Source organism: Pseudomonas shirazensis (assembly GCF_014268785.2).
Classification (GTDB): domain Bacteria; phylum Pseudomonadota; class Gammaproteobacteria; order Pseudomonadales; family Pseudomonadaceae; genus Aquipseudomonas; species Aquipseudomonas shirazensis.
In genome coordinates, this window is record NZ_JABWRD020000003.1 from 343,963 (window position 1) to 360,475 (window position 16,513).

Below are 16,513 nucleotides of genomic sequence, written 5' to 3' on the forward strand. Positions count from 1 at the left end.
CGGCGGGGCGGGAGGCCAGTCGTGTCGCAGCGGAGGTGATTCAGCGGGTGTAGCGGCCTGGGCGCAAATGGCTACACCCAGGCCAGGCCGGTACCGTTGTTACGCGGCGCTCTGTTCGGCCAGCTTGTCGGCCAGACGCACGAACGCAGCCAGGTCGAGCTGCTCGGGGCGCAGGCTGCCATCGACGCCGGCGGCTTCGATCTGTTCATTGCTGAGCAAGGCCTTGAGCGTGTTGCGCAGTGTCTTGCGGCGCTGGTTGAAGGCTTCGCGCACGACGCGCTCGAGCAGCAGGTGATCCTTGGCCGGGTGCGGCAGGACTTCATGCGGGACCAGGCGCACGATCGCCGAGTCGACCTTCGGCGGCGGGTTGAACGCGCCAGGGCCGACGTTGAACAGATGTTCGACCCGGCAGTGGTATTGCACCATGATCGACAGCCGGCCCCAATCGCCGCCGCCAGGCCCTGCGGCCATGCGCTCGACCACTTCCTTTTGCAGCATGAAGTGCATGTCGCGGATCAGTCCGGCGTGGCTGAGCAGGTGGAAGATCAGCGGCGTAGAGATGTTGTACGGCAGGTTGCCGACCACTTTCAGGCTGCCGGCTGGAACACCCAGCTGGTTGAAGTCGAACTTCAGCGCATCGCCTTGATGTAGACGGAAATTGTCGTAGCCGGCGAACTTGTGTTGCAGGATCGGCACCAGGTCCTTGTCCAGCTCGACGACGTCCAGTTGCGCGCCGCTGCTCAGCAGGCCTTCGGTGAGGGCGCCCTGGCCTGGGCCGATTTCCAGCAGGTGCTCGCCGGGCTTGGCGTGGATGGCGCGCAGGATGCGGTGGATAACACCGGCGTCATGCAAGAAGTTCTGGCCGAAGCGCTTGCGCGCGCGGTGTTGGTATTGCTCGTTCATGTGCGGTTCTCGGCCATCTGATAGGCGGTGTGTAGCGCGACGCGCAGGCTGCCGGTGTCGACCTGGCCGCTGCCGGCGAGGTCCAGGGCGGTGCCGTGATCGACCGAGGTGCGGATGATCGGCAAGCCCAGGGTGACGTTGACCGCTGCGCCAAAGCCCTTGTACTTGAGTACAGGCAGGCCTTGGTCGTGGTACATCGCCAGCACCGCGTCGCAGTGCTGCAGATATTTTGGGGTAAACAGGGTATCGGCCGGCAGCGGGCCGCGCAGGTCCATGCCTTCGTTGCGCAGGCGCTGCAGTGCAGGCTCGATGATGTCGATTTCTTCGCGGCCCAGGTGGCCGCCTTCGCCGGCATGCGGGTTGAGGCCGCAGACCAGGATGCGCGGGTTGGCGATGCCGAACTTGTCGCGCAGGTCGGCATGCAGGATGCGCGTAACCCGCTCGAGGCGTTCAGCGGTGATTGCGTCGGCAATCTCGCGCAGCGGCAGATGGGTGGTTACCAGGGCAACGCGCAGGTCGCCGGTGGCAAGCATCATCACCACTTGTGCGGTGTGGGTCAGCTCGGCGAGAAACTCGGTATGCCCGGAGAATGGGATACCGCTCTCGTTGATCACGCCCTTGTGCACCGGCGCGGTGATCATCCCGGCAAAGCTGCCATCAAGGCAGCCGTTGCCGGCGCGGGTCAGGGTCTGCAGCACGAATGCGGCGTTGGCCTGATCGAGCTGGCCGGCCACAGCCGCTGTCGCCAGCGGTGTATCCCAGACATACAGGCTGCCGGCCGGTGCTGGTTGCTCGGGCCAGTTGCCCGGCGCGACTGTCAACAGGTCGACAGCCAACCCCAGCTGGGTGGCCCGCTCGGCGAGCAGGTCACGGCTGGTGATGGCAATCAGGGGGTGGGGCTGGGCTTCGCTGGCGAGCAGCAGGCACAGGTCGGGACCTATGCCGGCCGGCTCGCCGGGAGTAACGGCGAAGCGCAGGGGCTTCACTGGGCGGCCTGGTCGGCGCCAGGCAGCTTGATCTCAACGTAGGCTTCGTCGCGGATCTGGCGCAGCCAGGTTTGCAGCTCTTCGTCGTATTTACGGTTGCGCAGCACGCTCAGGGCTTGCTGTTCACGGGCCTGGTCGGTGCTGTCAGTGGCGCGGCGGCCCATGACTTCAAGCACATGCCAGCCGTACTGGGTACGGAACGGACGGGTCACTTCACCCTGTTGGGCGCGGGCCATTTCTTCGCGGAACTCAGGCACCAGGCTGTTCGGGTCGACCCAGTTGAGGTCGCCGCCGTTGAGCGCCGAGCCCGGGTCTTCCGAGAAGCTCTTGGCCAGGGTGGCGAAGTCTTCACCGTTCTTGATCCGCTCGTAGAGCTTCTCGGCCAGTTGCTCGGTGGCCGCGTCGCTGCGGATCTCGCTTGGCTTGATCAGAATATGGCGCACGTGCACTTCATCACGCAGGACGTTTTCGCTGCCACCGCGCTTCTCTTCCATTTTCAGGATGAGAAAGCCGTTGGGGATGCGAATCGGCTGGGCGATCTCGCCGTTGCTGAGGCCGCTGAGCATCTTGGCGAACTCAGGTGGCAGTTGACCGGCTTTACGCCAGCCCATGTCGCCGCCTTCGAGGGCGTTTTCGCTGGCCGAACGGGCGATGGCCATCTGCGCGAAATCTGCGCCTTGCTTGAGCTGCTGGTAGACCTGGCCGGCTTGCTGAGCGGCCGCCTGGATCGCTGCCGAGTTGGCGCCTTCCGGTGTCGGGATGAGGATGTTGGAGAGGTGGAACTCTTCCGACAGCTGCATCTTGCCCTGGTCGGAGGCGAGGAAGTTTTTCACTTCCTGCTCGGACACCTGAATCCGCTCGGCAACCCGGCGCTGGCGCACGCGGCTGATGACCATCTCGCGCTTGACCTGCTCGCGAGCATCGTCGAACGACAGGCCGTCACGACGCAGCGCTGCCTGGAACTGCTCCAGCGACATGCCATTGCGCTGGGCAATGGTGCCGATGGCCTGGTTCAGCTCTTCGTCGGTGATGCGGATGCCCGAGCGTTCGCCAATCTGCAGTTGCAGGTTTTCGACGATCAGGCGTTCCAGTACCTGTTGGTCCAGCGCGCCAGGCGGCGGCATGCCGCCGCCACGCTTGGCGATGGTCTGTTCGACCTCACGTACACGTTGGTCCAGTTGGCTCTTCATGACCACGTCGTTGTCGACGATAGCCACCACGCTGTCCAGCGGTTGTGGCGCAGCATGCGCCACGCCGGTCAGCAGTGCGGCGCCCAGCATCAGCGGGCGCAGACGATCAATAAGCTTGGTCTTCACGAGTACGATAACCTTGAATGCCTTGGTCGAGGAAAGATTCGACCTTGTTGCCCACGACGCCACCGAGCCCTTTCAGGACGATTTGCAGGAAGATGCCGTGGTCGCCTTTTTCGTTCTGCGGAATTGCCTGGCTGAAGTCGTCGTAGTCGATCCAGTAACGGTTGATCAGACGCAGCTTCCAGCAGCAGTTGTCGTACTCGAACCCGCCCATGGCTTCCAGGGTGCGGTTCTGGTTGTAGTCATGCTGCCAGCGCGCAATGGCGTTCCATTGCGGCACGATCGGCCAGATCACCGAGAAGTCATGCTGCTTGATCTTGTAGTAGTCCTTGACGTAGTTCGGCTGGCCTGGGGTGCCGTAGTCGCCGCCGCCCACTTGCCACAAGCCGGTCAGCGAGTCGTAGCGGACCAGGTCGTTGCGGTAGCGGTAGCCAGCGTTGATGATCTTGTTCGGATTATCTTCCGGCTGGTAGTGGAACATCGCGCTACCCGAACGTGGGCTGCGGGTGTCCGGATCCCAGTTGTAGTCGGCATTCAGGCGCCAGTCGCGGTTGAAGGCGAACATGTATTCGAATGCGTACGGCGAGACGTTCGACTGCGAGTCCTGACGGGTGCGCCAGTCGATGCCTGGCATCTGCACCTTGCGATCGGCGAAGTACAGGGCCTGGCCAACGCTGACGCGCTGACGCTCGAAGCCGTTTTCTTCGATCCAGCGGTTGGTCAAACCGAGCGACAGCTTGTTCTCGTCGCCGATCCGGTCCGAGCCGCCGAAGCGGTTGTCGCGGAACAGCGAGGAGTAGTTGAAGTAGCTCTCACCGGTGTCGAAGATCGGGATGTCTTTCTGATCTTCATACGGAACGTAGAGATAGAACAGACGCGGCTCGAGGGTCTGGCGATAGTCTTTGCCGAACCACTGGGTGTTGCGGTCGAAGTACAGGCCGCTATCGACACTGAAGACCGGCACGTTGCGGTCCTGGCTGCTGGAGAACTCGCCACGCAGGTTGCGCGTTGCATCAGAGGCGTTAGCCAGGTCAGTCTTGCCCTTGCCATCCAAGTCCAGGTCATAACGGGTGTAGACGTATTTGAGCTTCGGCTTCACGTAGCCATAGCTGGCCTCCACCGGCAGGCTGATCGCCGGTGCGAAGTTCAGGCGAGTGCCGTTGGCACGGGCCAGACCGAAGACGTTTTCATCAAGGCGTCGACCCGGAGTGCCACCGGCTGAAGTGTCAAGATTACCGTCCTTGTCGCGCACAGTGTCGTTCTTCAAATCACGATCGAAGCGTACAGCTTCGCTCTGATAGGTGAAGTCGAGACCGCCCGGGTGGTAAGGCAGCATGCCGTTAAGGGTCAGCTGCGGCAGCTTGTCGTACGGAGTGATGCGCGAAATTGTCGCCATCTCGTACGCCTGCGCGTTCAGACGCGCAACGTAGCTGTCTCCACGGTAAGTCAGTGCGCCTTGCTGGTTGACCACTTCCGAGGTCTCAACGCCGATCTGCTCCGACTCCAAGTCTTGGTAGTAGAACGGATCGCTGATCTTGGTGTAATCGACTTCCGCCATCAGGCGATCATCGAGGCCACCGCGGTGCTGCCAGTTGATCATGTAGCGATCTTTCTGGTAGTCGGTCTGCTTCTCGCGATCGTTGCTTTCGTCGTTCAGGTAGGCGCCGCCGAACTGACCTTCGCTGGACTTGGTCAGGTAGCGGAATTCGCCTTCGACCATCATGCCGCGTTTGGCCATGTAGCGCGGGTACAACGTGGCGTCGTAGTTCGGCGCCAGGTTGAAGTAGTACGGCGTGACCAGCATGAAGCCGGTGTCGCTGCTGGAACTGAACGACGGCGGCAGGAAGCCGGACTGGCGACGGTCATCGATCGGGAAGTAGATGTACGGTGTGTAGAACACCGGGAAATCCTTGACCCGCAGGGTGACGTTGGTCGCAGTACCGAAGCCCGTGGCCGGGTTCAAGGTAATGTTGTTGCCCTTCAGCTGCCAGGCGTTGCTGTTCGGCTCACAGGTGGTATAGGTACCGTCCTTGAGGCGAATGATGGCGTTTTCGGCGCGTTTGGCGTACAGGGCGTTACCGCGAATGCGCGATTTGTGCATCACGTATTCGGCGTTGTCGACCTGGGCTTCACCGGTGTCGAGCTGGATCTGCCCGGCATCACCGACTACCAGCGCCCCGTTGTCACGGATCTTGACGTTGCCCTTGAGCTCGCCACGGTTTTCGGCCTGGTAAAGGTTGGCTTCATCAGCCTCGACCTGCATGCTGCCCTGGCGCATGACCACGTCACCGGCGAGGGTAGCGATCTGCTGCTCCTGCTGGTACTTGGAGACCTTGGCATTGATGTAGGTCGGCGACTCGTCCTTGGGCGTGGTGTCATCCATGCCAGGGCGGGTCGGCTCGATGTAGGCACCGGCGCAGTACGGACCGGTCTCGGCCAGTTGGGCAGCCGTGAGCTTGTCGCGCGGGACCCAGTCGAGGTGACTGTAGTCTTCGCTGCGCGTTTTCAGGCCGCGGCCCTTGCTCTCGGTAACCAGCATTGGCGCGGGTTCGCCGTCGACGGTGGCTTGTTCAGCCTTACCTTCGCCGGTCGAACTGAGCGCTGCGCCATCATGCACAGGGCGTGGTGGCAGGCTGTTGGCTGGTGTCTTGGGCTTGCAGTCCCAACCACCGGAGGCGGACACTTGGCAGTCAAACTGCTCGGCTGCCACCACGTACGAGGTGGCCAGTGGTTGCAGTACCAGCAAACTGCCTGTTACCAGCAACGGAAACTTTCTACGAAACGTGGGGGATTTCAATGCCATCTTATTAGTCCGGGCTTCCTGCGTGCCATCTGCCCGCGTGTGGGGCCGCACGCCTCTCGATGGTCTGAAAAAGATGCTGGATAATAAAGCATGACCCGCTTGACGGCTAGGGCCGTCGGAGACCCTTGTAATGCCCGAACACGATCTTCGTCTAGAACTGCTCCAGGCCTGGCTCCAGGAACAACTGCTCAACCTGTTTCAACGCAACGGCTGGGGCGACGTGCCAGCAGGTACGCTGACCGCCGCCAGCAGTGACGCGAGCTTCCGCCGCTACTTCCGCTGGCAGGCCGGCGAGCGCAGTTTCGTGGTCATGGATGCGCCGCCGCCGCAGGAAAATTGCGCGCCGTTCGTTGCCATCGATCATTTGTTGGCCAGTGCCGGCGTGCACGTGCCGACCATTCATGCGCAAGACTTGGCGCGAGGCTTCCTGCTGCTGGGCGATCTGGGCCACCAGACATACCTGGACATTATTAACCCGGACAACGCCGACGGCCTGTTCGCCGACGCCATCGACGCCCTGCTGGCCTTGCAGCGGCTGCCGTTGGACGCAGCGCTGCCGAGCTACGACGACGCCTTGCTGCGCCGTGAGCTTGAGCTGTTTCCTGAGTGGTATGTGGGCCGCGAGCTGGGCGTCAGCCTGAGTGCCGAGCAGCAGGCCAGCTGGCAGCGTGTCAGCCAGCTGTTGATCGACAGCGCGCTGGCCCAGCCAAAAGTGCTGGTGCACCGCGACTACATGCCGCGCAACCTGATGCACAGTGCGCCCAACCCTGGCGTGCTGGATTTTCAGGATGCGGTCTATGGCCCGGTCACCTATGACATCACCTGCCTGTTCAAGGACGCCTTCCTCAGCTGGCCGCAAGCGCGGGTTGAAGGCTGGTTGGGTGATTACTGGGAGAAGGCGCGGGTTGCCGGCATCCCGGTGCAGGCTGAGTTCGAGGCGTTCCACCGCGCCAGTGACCTGATGGGCGTGCAGCGCCACCTTAAGGTCATCGGTATTTTCGCGCGCATCTGCCACCGCGACGGCAAGCCGCGCTACCTCAGTGACGTACCACGCTTCTTTGCTTATATAGACGAAGTGATCGCGCGCCGGCCGGAGCTGGCAGAACTGGGCAGCTTGATCGCACAACTGCAGGCGGGCCGATGAAGGCGATGATTCTGGCCGCAGGCAAGGGCGAGCGCATGCGCCCGCTGACCCTGCACACCCCGAAACCGCTGGTGCCGGTCGCCGGCCAGCCGCTGATTGAGTATCACCTGCGCACGCTGGCGGCTGCCGGTGTGACCGAGGTGGTAATCAATCATGCGTGGCTCGGCCAGCAGATCGAAGACCACCTCGGCGATGGCAGCCAGTTCGGCCTGAGCATTCGCTACTCGGCCGAGGGCGAGCCATTGGAAACCGGCGGCGGTATCTTCAAGGCGCTGCCGCTGCTCGGTGATGCGCCGTTCATTCTGGTCAACGGCGATGTCTGGACCGATTTCGACTTTAGCCGTTTGCGCGCGCCGAGCAAGGCGTTGGCGCATCTGGTGCTGGTGGATAACCCCGGGCACCACGGCCGTGGCGATTTCCGCCTGCAAGGTGAGCGGGTGATCGATGGCGACGATACTCCAGGCACGCTGACTTTCAGTGGGGTGTCAGTACTGGACCCAGCGTTGTTCACAGGTTGCCAGGCGGGCGCGTTCAAGCTTGCGCCGCTGCTGCGTGCGGCGATGGCGCAGGGCCAGGTCAGCGGCGAGCACCATCAGGGCCATTGGGTCGATGTCGGTACGCTCGAGCGGCTCGCCGAAGTCGAGCGCCTGATCGGCGAGCGCGCCTGACATGTGGTGGCCGAGCACAGTGATTGGTGCCGGGGCAGGCTTTGCAGTGGCCAGTATTCCTGGTGCACTGCTGGGAGCCTTGCTGGGTCAGGCCATGGACCGGCGTTTGCGTCTGCAGGGTTGGGCGGACTGTCGCGAGCGCCTGAGCGGGCGCCCGCCGTTGCGTGATGATGAGCTGTTGTTTGTGTTGCTTGGGCGTTTGGCCAAAAGCGACGGCCGGGTGGCGCCTGGGCATATTCAGCAGGCGCGTCAGGAGATGGCCCGCTTGGCGCTGGCCGAGCCGGCGCGGTTGCGGGCGATTGCCGCGTTCAATCGCGGCAAGGCTGGCAAGGACCGCTTCAGCCATCACCTGCAACGCATCAAGCAACAGCCGCACGCTGCCGAAGGCACCTTGCGCGCCTGTTGGCGGATGGTCTGGGCCGATGGCCGGGCCGGCGCCAATGAGCGTGATCTGGTGCTGGCCTGGGGGCAACAGCTGGGCCTGAGCCGGCGCGAGGCGCAGGCGCTTTCGCTTGAGTACGAGCCGCGTAAAACCGGGGTCGAGGGCAGCACGCTGACCTACGCAGGCGCGCTGCGTTTGCTCGGCGTAGCCGCCGATACCGAGGCCGATCAGGTCAAGCAGGCCTACCGGCGCCTGCTCAGCCGCCATCACCCGGACAAACTGGTTGGCAACGGCGCCAGCGAGGCGCAGGTGCGCCAGGCAACCGAGACCACCCGCGAGCTGCACCAGGCCTACGCACTGGTGCGCAAGCGCCGTGGTTTGTAGCCACGGCCAGGGTTTATTCCTGCGGACTGAGCCAGCCGCGCACGCGGCGGAACAGTTGCTCCTGCTCTGCTGCCTTGTTGCCGGGCATGGCGATCAGCGACAGCTGCCGATACTGGCTGCCTGGCTGACGCTTGCTGGCCTGCAGGCGCAACTGCGCGGCGCGCTGGTCTGCGCTGCGGGTGGCAAAATACAGGTCGGCAACCGGCACCTTCAGCGTGGGCGTCAGGCTGAGCAGATCATGCTCGACCCGCGCCGGCGTCTGCGCCGCCACCATCACTAGTTTCTGCACCTGCGGCGGCTGCTTTTCGCTGAGGTAACGCGCTGCCCAGTAGGCGCCACTGCCGTTGCCGAGCAGGACGATGCTGCGCGCTTTCTGGCTTTGGGCGTAGGCCACGGCGGCGTCCAGGCGGGCGAAGATACGCTCGGCGTCGGCCTGATCGTTCTGTTCGCTGGCGTCGACCGCATCGGTGCTCTGCGCGGTATCGGGGTCGGCTGCGGTGGCCTGGGCGACGTTGGCGTTGGCATCGACCGGGGTGTCCTGCACTGCAGCAACCTCGCCGTTGGCTTTCTCGGCGGGCGCCGCTGGTGTTGCCTCGACCCGCGCCTGCGGGCTGTCGGCAAGCAGGTCAGGCAAGCTGATGCTCAGGCTGTGCCAGCCAGCATCGGGGAATTTGCTGCGCAGCGGGCCGACCGTATTGGGCCAGTCAGCGTTCTCGCCGGCGCCGGGGAGGATGATCAGCGCGCCTTGCGGATTGCTGTCGTTGGCCGGCTTCCACAGGGCCAGAAAGCTGTCGCTGCCCGCCTGTAGCATCTGCTGCTCGGCCTTGGGCACGCGCCGTTCGAGTGCTTGCGCGTCTTCCTGGCTGCGTTCGAGCAACACCGGGCGCACAATCGGCGCGGCGGCGGCTGCATCGGCCGGAGCGGCAGGTTCGGCAGCGGTCGCCTGGGCTGCCAGCGGCAGGAGTGAGCTGAGGCAGATCATTGCCAGCTGCGTGCGATAAAGTGTCAACATGAATCAACCCAAAGCCAGAATGATACCGGCAGCCTAATAGTATTTGTCCGCGACGGCCACGGCTGGTGGTCGCGCTTGCCAAGTCGAGCGTATAGATGAAGCGAATGCGTCGCCTGTTGGTTATCGGCTGCCTGTGCCTGCCCTTGATCGCCCTGGCACGGCCCGCTGCGGTGCCGACGGTGGCGCTGGAGCCGGTTCAGCAACAATGGCTGGAGGAGCACCGCAGCCTGCGCGTGGGCCTGGTGCTGCAGGCGCCTTATGCGCAGTTCGACCGGCGCCTGCAGCAGCTGTATGGGGCCAACGTCGAACTGGTCAGCTGGCTGGCGCAGGCGCTCGGGCTGGACCTGACCTGGCGCAATTTCGCTGACCAGGCAGCGCTTGAACATGCCCTCAAGGCTGGTGAGATCGACTTCGCCCCAGGCCTCACGCAGACCCCGGCCAGCCTGCGCCTGTGGCTGTTCAGCGACCCGTACATGCGCGTGCCGCAGCTGGTGGTCGGGCCGCGCAGCGGCGCGGTGGCGGTCGAACTGGAAAAGCTTGAGCCCAGCGAACGGATAGTGGTGCGCATGCCCAGCCCGCTGGCCGAATACCTGCGCAGTAACTACACCCACCTCAACCTGCAAGGCGTGCCCAACGAGCGGCAGGCGTTGCAAGCCCTGCTCGGGGCGCAGGCGAGCTTTGCTGTGGTCGACGAAGCGCAGCTCAGCCGCCTGTCGCGCGAAAGCGAGTTCAGCGATCTCGTCGTGGTCGGTGACATCGGCTTGCCGCAACTGCTGCGGATCGGTTCGCGGCGTGACTGGCCGCTGTTGGCCGATGTGCTCGAGCGCGGGCTACAAGCGATGCCGGCCAAGCAGCTGGAGCAATTGCACCAGCGCTGGCTGCAGCCCAAGTACCCGCGCTTGAGCGAGAGCGCGGGTTTCTGGCAGAACCTGGCGCTGTTGTTTGGGCTGCTGTTGCTGTGTGCCATCGCCACCTTGCTCTGGCAGCGCCGTGAGCAGCGCCAGCTGGAACGCAGCTTGTTGCAGGCGCGCGAAGCGTTGGCCGAGCGCCACGGCCGCGAACAGGCACTGCGCCTGAGCCAGTTTTCCATCGACCACAGCACCGTCGGTATCCTCTGGATCAACTGGGACAGCCATGTGCGCTACGCCAACCACGCGGCCGAGGGCATGCTTGGCTACGCCGAAGGGCAACTGCTGGACCGGCCGCTGCGTGACTTCGAGCCCAACCTGGACATGGACCGTTGGCTGGAGCTGTGGCGCCGGGTGCGGGCTGGCAACGGCGGCGCCGAGCAATTCGAGAGTCAGTGCCGGTGTGCCGATGGCAGCGTGTTGCCGGTCGATCTGTCGCTGAGTTTTTTGCGCTTTCGCGATGCTGAATACCTGGTGATGTTTCTCACCGATGTCACCGAGCGCCGGCGCACCGTGGCGGCCCTGCGCGAAAGCGAAGCGCAGCTCAAGGGCATTGCCGGCAACGTACCGGGGCTGGTGTTTCGGCTCGAACGCAACCCTGCTGCCGGCGAGCTGGAATTCCCCTATATCAGCGAGGGTAGCGAAGCCCTGGTTGGCTACACTCCGGCAGCCATCCAGCATCCGCAGATGGGCTTGCGCAACCTGGTCCATCCGGATGACCGCAGTGATTATCACCGGGTCCAGGACCTGGCTCTGGCCAACAATCAGGACTGGTCGTGGCAGGGGCGCATCGTCACCCGCCAGGGCGATCAGCGCTGGGCTGACATCAAGGCCAGTACCCGGCGCCTGGCCGACGGGCGCGTGGTTTGGGATGGCGTGGTCTGGGACATCAGCCAGAGCAAACGCGCCGAGCTGGCCCTGGCCCGCTCCGAGGGGCAGTTGCGCGAGTTGTCTGCCCACCTTGAGAGCGTGCGCGAAGAAGAAAAGGCCCGCATTGCCCGCGAAGTGCATGATGAACTGGGGCAGATGCTGACCGTGCTCAAGCTCGAAGTGTCGATGTGCGAGCTGGCCTATGCCGAGCTCGACCCCGGCCTGCACGAGCGCCTGGCGAGCATGAAGCGCTTGATAGCGCAGTTGTTCCAGCTGGTGCGTGATGTCGCCACTGCCCTGCGCCCGCCGATCCTTGATGCCGGCATCGCCTCGGCCATTGAATGGCAGGCGCGCCGCTTCGAAGCGCGCACGCAGATACCGTGTCTGGTGCAGGTGCCGGATAATCTGCCAGCATTGAGTGATGCCAAGGCCACCGGGCTGTTTCGGATACTGCAGGAGGCGCTGACCAACGTGATGCGCCATGCCCAGGCGCACACCGTGCAGATCGAGCTGCTGCGCACTGGCAGCACCCTGCGCCTGAGTGTGATCGATGACGGTGTCGGTTTTTGCCCAGATCAACCCAGGCCGACCTCGTTTGGCCTGGTCGGTATGCGTGAGCGGGTATTGATGCTGGGTGGCAGCATGACCCTGGACAGTGAACCCGGCGAGGGCAGCAGCCTGAGCGTCAGTATCCCTCTGGATTAGGAGACAAGCGTGATTCGAGTGCTGGTGGCAGAAGACCACACCATTGTCCGCGAGGGCATCAAGCAACTGATCGGTCTGGCCAAGGACATGCAGGTGGTGGCCGAGGCGGGCAATGGCGAGCAGTTGCTGGATGCATTGCGCCACACCCCGTGCGAAGTGGTTTTGCTGGATATTTCCATGCCGGGGGTCAATGGCCTAGAGGCGATCCCGCGCATCCGCGCACTGAACAACCCGCCGGCAATTCTCATGCTGTCGATGCATGACGAGGCGCAAATGGCTGCGCGGGCGTTGAAGGCAGGCGCCGCCGGCTACGCGACCAAGGACAGCGACCCGGCGCTGTTGTTGACGGCCATCCGCAGAGTGGCGGGAGGAGGGCGCTACATCGACCCGGCGCTGGCTGACCGGATGGTGTTCGAGGTCGGCCTGACCGACACCCGGCCGCTGCATACGCTGCTGTCGGAGCGCGAGTTTTCGGTGTTCGAGCGCCTTGCCCAGGGCGCCAACGTCAATGACATCGCGCTGCAGCTGGCGCTGTCGAGCAAGACCATCAGCACCCACAAAGCGCGGCTGATGCAGAAGCTCAAGGTCAACTCCTTGGCCGAGCTGGTGAAGTACGCCATGGAGCACAAGCTGGTGTAACTGTTCTGCCGACGACGTCGGCAGTCACCCGCGCACCTGACACTGCGAGCAGCGCATGCGGCACGTGCCGCGCTCAAGGACGCGGCTGCCTGGTACTCACGACCTCCCTGGCGCAGTCGCACAGCTACCGAAATGCCTATCTAATAACGCCATCCGTGTAGGGCGATCCCTACAGGCAATCTTCCAAGGGGATGATGGCATTCTCTCAGCGGCCCCGATTTGCCGGCAATTGCGCCTTGTCTAAGCTTCTCTCACGCAGTCATCCAACAAAAAGGTGCAGGCATGAGCGAGGCGAATTCGAACACTGCCAGCGGCGACACGCTGGTCAGTTTCCGTGGTGTGCAGAAGAGCTACGACGGCGAGTCGTTGATCGTCAAAGACCTCAATCTGGACATCCGCAAGGGCGAGTTCCTGACCTTGCTCGGCCCGTCCGGCTCGGGCAAGACCACCAGCCTGATGATGCTGGCCGGTTTTGAAACCCCCACCGCCGGCGAAATCCTCCTCGGTGGGCGCTCGATCAACAACGTGCCACCGCATAAGCGCGATATCGGCATGGTGTTCCAGAACTACGCATTGTTCCCGCACATGACCGTCGCCGAGAACCTTGCCTTCCCCCTGAGCGTGCGCAACCTGAGCAAGACCGACATCAGCGAGCGGGTCAAGCGCGTGCTTGGCATGGTTCAGCTCGACGCCTTCGCCCAGCGCTACCCCGGTCAGCTCTCCGGCGGCCAGCAGCAACGGGTGGCATTGGCTCGTGCTCTGGTTTTCGAGCCGCAGCTGGTGCTGATGGACGAACCGCTCGGGGCGCTGGACAAACAACTGCGTGAGCACATGCAGATGGAGATCAAGCACATTCACCAGCGCCTGGGTGTGACCGTGGTCTACGTCACCCACGACCAGAGCGAAGCACTGACCATGTCTGACCGGGTGGCAGTGTTCCATCAGGGCGAAATTCAGCAGATCGCCGACCCGCGCACCCTCTATGAAGAGCCGCGCAATACCTTCGTCGCCAACTTCATCGGTGAAAACAACCGCCTCAGCGGCACCTTGCTGGCGCGCAATGGCGAGCGCTGCCAGGTGCAGCTGGCGCGGGGCGAGAAGGTCGAGGCGTTGGCGGTGAATGTCGGCCAGGCGGGCGATCCGGTGACCTTGTCGATCCGCCCCGAGAGGGTCCGCCTCAATGGCCACAGCGAGCACTGCGCCAACCGATTCTCCGGCCGCGTGGCCGAGTTCATCTATCTGGGCGACCACGTACGGGTGCGTCTGGAAGTCTGCGGCAAGGGCGACTTCTTCGTGAAGCAGCCGATTGCCGAACTCGACCCGGCCCTGGCCGTGGGCGATGTGGTACCGCTGGGCTGGGAAGTCGAACACGCCCGCGCGCTCGATCCGATTGCCGAAGCCCATTGAAGGCTCGCTTAACCAACCCTGTACTGTGGAGAGAATAATAATGCGCAAGCAGTTGAAACTGACCGCCGTGGCCCTCGGCCTGTTCGCCGCCAGCCAGGCCATGGCCGCCGCAGACCTGACCGTGGTGTCGTTCGGTGGTGCCAACAAGGCCGCCCAGGTCAAAGCCTTCTACGAGCCGTGGGAAAAGGCCGGCAAGGGCAAGATCATCGCCGGGGAGTACAACGGTGAAATGGCCAAGGTCAAAGCCATGGTCGATACCAAGAGCGTGTCGTGGAACCTGGTCGAAGTCGAATCGCCGGAGCTAGCCCGTGGTTGCGACGAGGGCCTGTTCGAGGAAATCGATCCCGCTCAGTTCGGTAACGAGGCGGACTACGTCAAAGGCGCTATTCAGCCTTGCGGTGTCGGCTTCTTCGTCTGGTCCACGGTGCTGGCCTACAACGCCGACAAACTCAAGACCGCACCAACCAGCTGGGCTGATTTCTGGGATACCAAGCAGTTCCCGGGCAAGCGCGGCCTGCGCAAAGGTGCCAAGTACACCCTTGAGTTCGCGTTGATGGCCGACGGTGTTGCGCCCAAGGACGTCTACAAGGAACTGGCGACCAAAGCCGGTCAGGATCGCGCCTTCAAAAAGCTCGATCAGCTCAAACCGAGCATTCAGTGGTGGGAAGCCGGCGCCCAGCCGCCGCAGTACCTTGCCTCTGGCGACGTAGTGATGAGCTCGGCCTACAACGGTCGCATCGCTGCCGTGCAGAAAGAAAGCAACCTCAAGGTGGTATGGAACGGCGGCATCTACGACTTTGACGCCTGGGCCATTCCTAAAGGCGCGAAGAACAGCAAAGAGGCGAAGGACTTCATCGCCTTCAGCGTTGCGCCCGAGCAGCAGAAGACCTATTCGCAAAACATTGCCTACGGTCCGGCCAATTCCAAGGCGGTCGCGCTGCTGGCGGATGACGTGAAGAAAGACATGCCGACCACGCCTGAAAACATCGCCAACCAGGTGCAGATCGACGTGGCCTTCTGGGCTGACAACAGCGAGCAGCTGGAGCAACGCTTCAACGCCTGGGCGGCGAAGAAGTAACTGCGCCCTCGGAGCGCCGGGTATCTCCGGCGCTCCCCGTTTTCCAGATTTTCGGAGTTCGCCATGGCCATTGCAGTGCCCCTGAACGAAGGCGCAGGTAAAAGCCTCAAACAGCGCCTCAAGCATGCCGAGCGGGTCAACCGCTGGAAGGCCCAGGCGTTGATCGCGCCGCTGGCGCTGTTTCTTCTGCTGGTGTTCCTGGTGCCGATTGCGGCGCTGTTGTTCAAGAGCGTGGCCAACCCCGAGGTGGTCGCCGGCCTGCCGCGCACCGTCGAGGCGGTCCAGCAGTGGGATGGCAAGAGCCTGCCTGGCGAACCGGTGTATCAGGCGCTGAGCCAGGACCTGGCCGAGGCGCGCAAGAACCAGACCCTCGGTGACCTTTCCAAGCGTTTGAACATGGAGCTGGCCGGTTACCGCAGCCTGCTGTCGAAGACTGCCCGGGCGCTGCCGTTCGCGAGCGAACCGGCTTCCTATAAGGAAGCACTGCAAAACCTGGATGAGCGTTGGGGCGATCCTGCCTACTGGCAGGCGATCCGCCGCAATACCAGCACCGTCACCCCCTATTACCTGCTGGCCTCGGTCGATCACCGCATCGATGACCTCGGTGAGATAGCCAAGGCCACGCCGGACCAGGCGATCTACCTGGATATCTTCACCCGCACCCTGTGGATGGGTGTGGTCATCACCGTGATCTGCCTGCTGCTGGCTTACCCGTTGGCCTATCTGCTAGCCAACCTGCCAACCCGGCAGAGCAACCTGTTGATGATTCTCGTGCTGTTGCCGTTCTGGACCTCGATTCTGGTGCGGGTCGCTGCCTGGATCGTGCTGTTGCAGTCGGGCGGGTTGATCAACAGTGCGCTGATGGCGATGGGTATCATCGACGAGCCGTTGGAATTGGTGTTCAACCGCACCGGGGTGTACATCTCGATGGTGCATATCCTCCTGCCATTCATGATCCTGCCGTTGTACAGCGTCATGAAGGGCATCTCGCCGAGCTATATGCGCGCAGCGATTTCGCTGGGCTGCCATCCGTTCGCCAGTTTCTGGCGGGTGTACTTCCCGCAGACCTACGCAGGTATTGGCGCAGGTTGCCTGCTGGTGTTCATTCTGGCGATCGGCTACTACATCACCCCGGCGCTGCTCGGCAGCCCGAACGATCAAATGGTCAGCTACTTCGTGGCCTTCTACACCAACACCAGCATCAACTGGGGCATGGCCACCGCACTGGGCGGGCTGTTGCTGCTGGCAACCGTGCTGCTGTACCTGATCTATAGCTGGCTGGTCGGCGCCAGCCGCCTGCGTCTGAGCTGA

The 16,513-nt window shown here is 63.3% G+C and carries 13 protein-coding genes; 8 read left to right on the plus strand and 5 right to left on the minus strand.

Annotated features, from left to right (window positions below; translation table 11 throughout):
* Window positions 1-99: 99 nt before the first annotated feature.
* Genes rsmA through HU736_RS17480 form a run of 4 tightly spaced genes read right to left on the minus strand, consistent with a single transcriptional unit; the run spans window position 100 to window position 6,005 of the window.
* The gene (gene rsmA / locus HU736_RS17465) at window positions 100-903 is read right to left on the minus strand and encodes a 16S rRNA (adenine(1518)-N(6)/adenine(1519)-N(6))-dimethyltransferase RsmA (RefSeq protein WP_186700410.1); all 804 of its coding nucleotides are present in this window, start codon (window positions 901-903) and stop codon (window positions 100-102) included.
* A complete protein-coding gene (gene pdxA, locus HU736_RS17470; RefSeq protein WP_186700408.1) occupies window positions 900-1,889 on the minus strand; it encodes a 4-hydroxythreonine-4-phosphate dehydrogenase PdxA in 990 nt (329 codons plus the stop codon). The genes rsmA and pdxA overlap by 4 nt, the downstream gene beginning before the upstream one ends.
* Window positions 1,886-3,205: a peptidylprolyl isomerase SurA gene (gene surA / locus HU736_RS17475; protein WP_186700406.1), complete on the minus strand. Its 1,320-nt coding sequence runs from the start codon at window positions 3,203-3,205 to the stop codon at window positions 1,886-1,888. The genes pdxA and surA overlap by 4 nt, the downstream gene beginning before the upstream one ends.
* Entirely contained in the window at window positions 3,186-6,005 is a 2,820-nt protein-coding gene (locus HU736_RS17480) for an LPS-assembly protein LptD (protein ID WP_186700404.1), read from the minus strand. Before HU736_RS17480 ends, surA begins: the two co-directional genes overlap by 20 nt.
* Before the next feature lie 130 nt (window positions 6,006-6,135).
* Between HU736_RS17480 and HU736_RS17485 the strand changes: the two genes are divergently transcribed.
* Genes HU736_RS17485 through HU736_RS17495 form a run of 3 tightly spaced genes read left to right on the plus strand, consistent with a single transcriptional unit; the run spans window position 6,136 to window position 8,583 of the window.
* Window positions 6,136-7,149 (plus strand): aminoglycoside phosphotransferase family protein, encoded by a 1,014-nt coding sequence (locus tag HU736_RS17485; RefSeq protein WP_186700402.1) that lies wholly within the window; start codon window positions 6,136-6,138, stop codon window positions 7,147-7,149.
* Entirely contained in the window at window positions 7,146-7,817 is a 672-nt protein-coding gene (murU, locus tag HU736_RS17490) for an N-acetylmuramate alpha-1-phosphate uridylyltransferase MurU (RefSeq protein WP_186700400.1), read from the plus strand. The genes HU736_RS17485 and murU overlap by 4 nt, the downstream gene beginning before the upstream one ends.
* Before the next feature lies 1 nt (window position 7,818).
* Window positions 7,819-8,583, plus strand: a complete 765-nt coding sequence (locus tag HU736_RS17495) for a TerB family tellurite resistance protein (protein WP_101322383.1) — start codon at window positions 7,819-7,821, stop codon at window positions 8,581-8,583.
* A gap of 13 nt (window positions 8,584-8,596) precedes the next feature.
* On the opposite strand, the gene HU736_RS17500 is transcribed toward HU736_RS17495, so the two are convergent.
* Window positions 8,597-9,595 carry an alpha/beta hydrolase family protein gene (locus HU736_RS17500; protein WP_186700398.1) on the minus strand — a complete coding sequence of 333 codons (999 nt, stop codon included), beginning with the start codon at window positions 9,593-9,595 and terminating at the stop codon, window positions 8,597-8,599.
* A 95-nt stretch (window positions 9,596-9,690) separates the two neighbouring features.
* Here HU736_RS17500 and HU736_RS17505 point away from each other — a divergent pair, with 95 nt between their 5' ends.
* The 5 genes from HU736_RS17505 (at window position 9,691) to HU736_RS17525 (ending at window position 16,513) form a co-directional block, all read left to right on the plus strand.
* The gene (locus HU736_RS17505; RefSeq protein WP_186700396.1) at window positions 9,691-12,078 is read left to right on the plus strand and encodes a PAS domain-containing sensor histidine kinase; all 2,388 of its coding nucleotides are present in this window, start codon (window positions 9,691-9,693) and stop codon (window positions 12,076-12,078) included.
* A 9-nt stretch (window positions 12,079-12,087) separates the two neighbouring features.
* Entirely contained in the window at window positions 12,088-12,717 is a 630-nt protein-coding gene (locus tag HU736_RS17510; RefSeq protein WP_103435186.1) for a response regulator, read from the plus strand.
* A gap of 282 nt (window positions 12,718-12,999) precedes the next feature.
* A complete protein-coding gene (locus tag HU736_RS17515; protein WP_101322379.1) occupies window positions 13,000-14,124 on the plus strand; it encodes an ABC transporter ATP-binding protein in 1,125 nt (374 codons plus the stop codon).
* 40 nt (window positions 14,125-14,164) lie between these two features.
* On the plus strand, window positions 14,165-15,202 hold the full coding sequence (locus HU736_RS17520; RefSeq protein ID WP_186700394.1) for an ABC transporter substrate-binding protein: 1,038 nt from the start codon (window positions 14,165-14,167) through the stop codon (window positions 15,200-15,202).
* A 63-nt stretch (window positions 15,203-15,265) separates the two neighbouring features.
* A complete protein-coding gene (locus HU736_RS17525) occupies window positions 15,266-16,513 on the plus strand; it encodes an ABC transporter permease (RefSeq protein WP_101322377.1) in 1,248 nt (415 codons plus the stop codon).

What these genes read in the sequence shown, in the direction of transcription:
- HU736_RS17515 (WP_101322379.1), top strand. Translation starts at nt 13,000, where the DNA reads ATGAGCGAGGCGAATTCGAACACTGCCAGCGGCGACACGCTGGTCAGT.
- HU736_RS17520 (WP_186700394.1), top strand. Translation starts at nt 14,165, where the DNA reads ATGCGCAAGCAGTTGAAACTGACCGCCGTGGCCCTCGGCCTGTTCGCC.
- rsmA (WP_186700410.1), bottom strand. Translation starts at nt 903, where the DNA reads ATGAACGAGCAATACCAACACCGCGCGCGCAAGCGCTTCGGCCAGAAC.
- HU736_RS17505 (WP_186700396.1), top strand. Translation starts at nt 9,691, where the DNA reads ATGAAGCGAATGCGTCGCCTGTTGGTTATCGGCTGCCTGTGCCTGCCC.
- murU (WP_186700400.1), top strand. Translation starts at nt 7,146, where the DNA reads ATGAAGGCGATGATTCTGGCCGCAGGCAAGGGCGAGCGCATGCGCCCG.
- HU736_RS17485 (WP_186700402.1), top strand. Translation starts at nt 6,136, where the DNA reads ATGCCCGAACACGATCTTCGTCTAGAACTGCTCCAGGCCTGGCTCCAG.
- HU736_RS17500 (WP_186700398.1), bottom strand. Translation starts at nt 9,595, where the DNA reads ATGTTGACACTTTATCGCACGCAGCTGGCAATGATCTGCCTCAGCTCA.
- HU736_RS17495 (WP_101322383.1), top strand. Translation starts at nt 7,819, where the DNA reads ATGTGGTGGCCGAGCACAGTGATTGGTGCCGGGGCAGGCTTTGCAGTG.
- HU736_RS17480 (WP_186700404.1), bottom strand. Translation starts at nt 6,005, where the DNA reads ATGGCATTGAAATCCCCCACGTTTCGTAGAAAGTTTCCGTTGCTGGTA.
- HU736_RS17525 (WP_101322377.1), top strand. Translation starts at nt 15,266, where the DNA reads ATGGCCATTGCAGTGCCCCTGAACGAAGGCGCAGGTAAAAGCCTCAAA.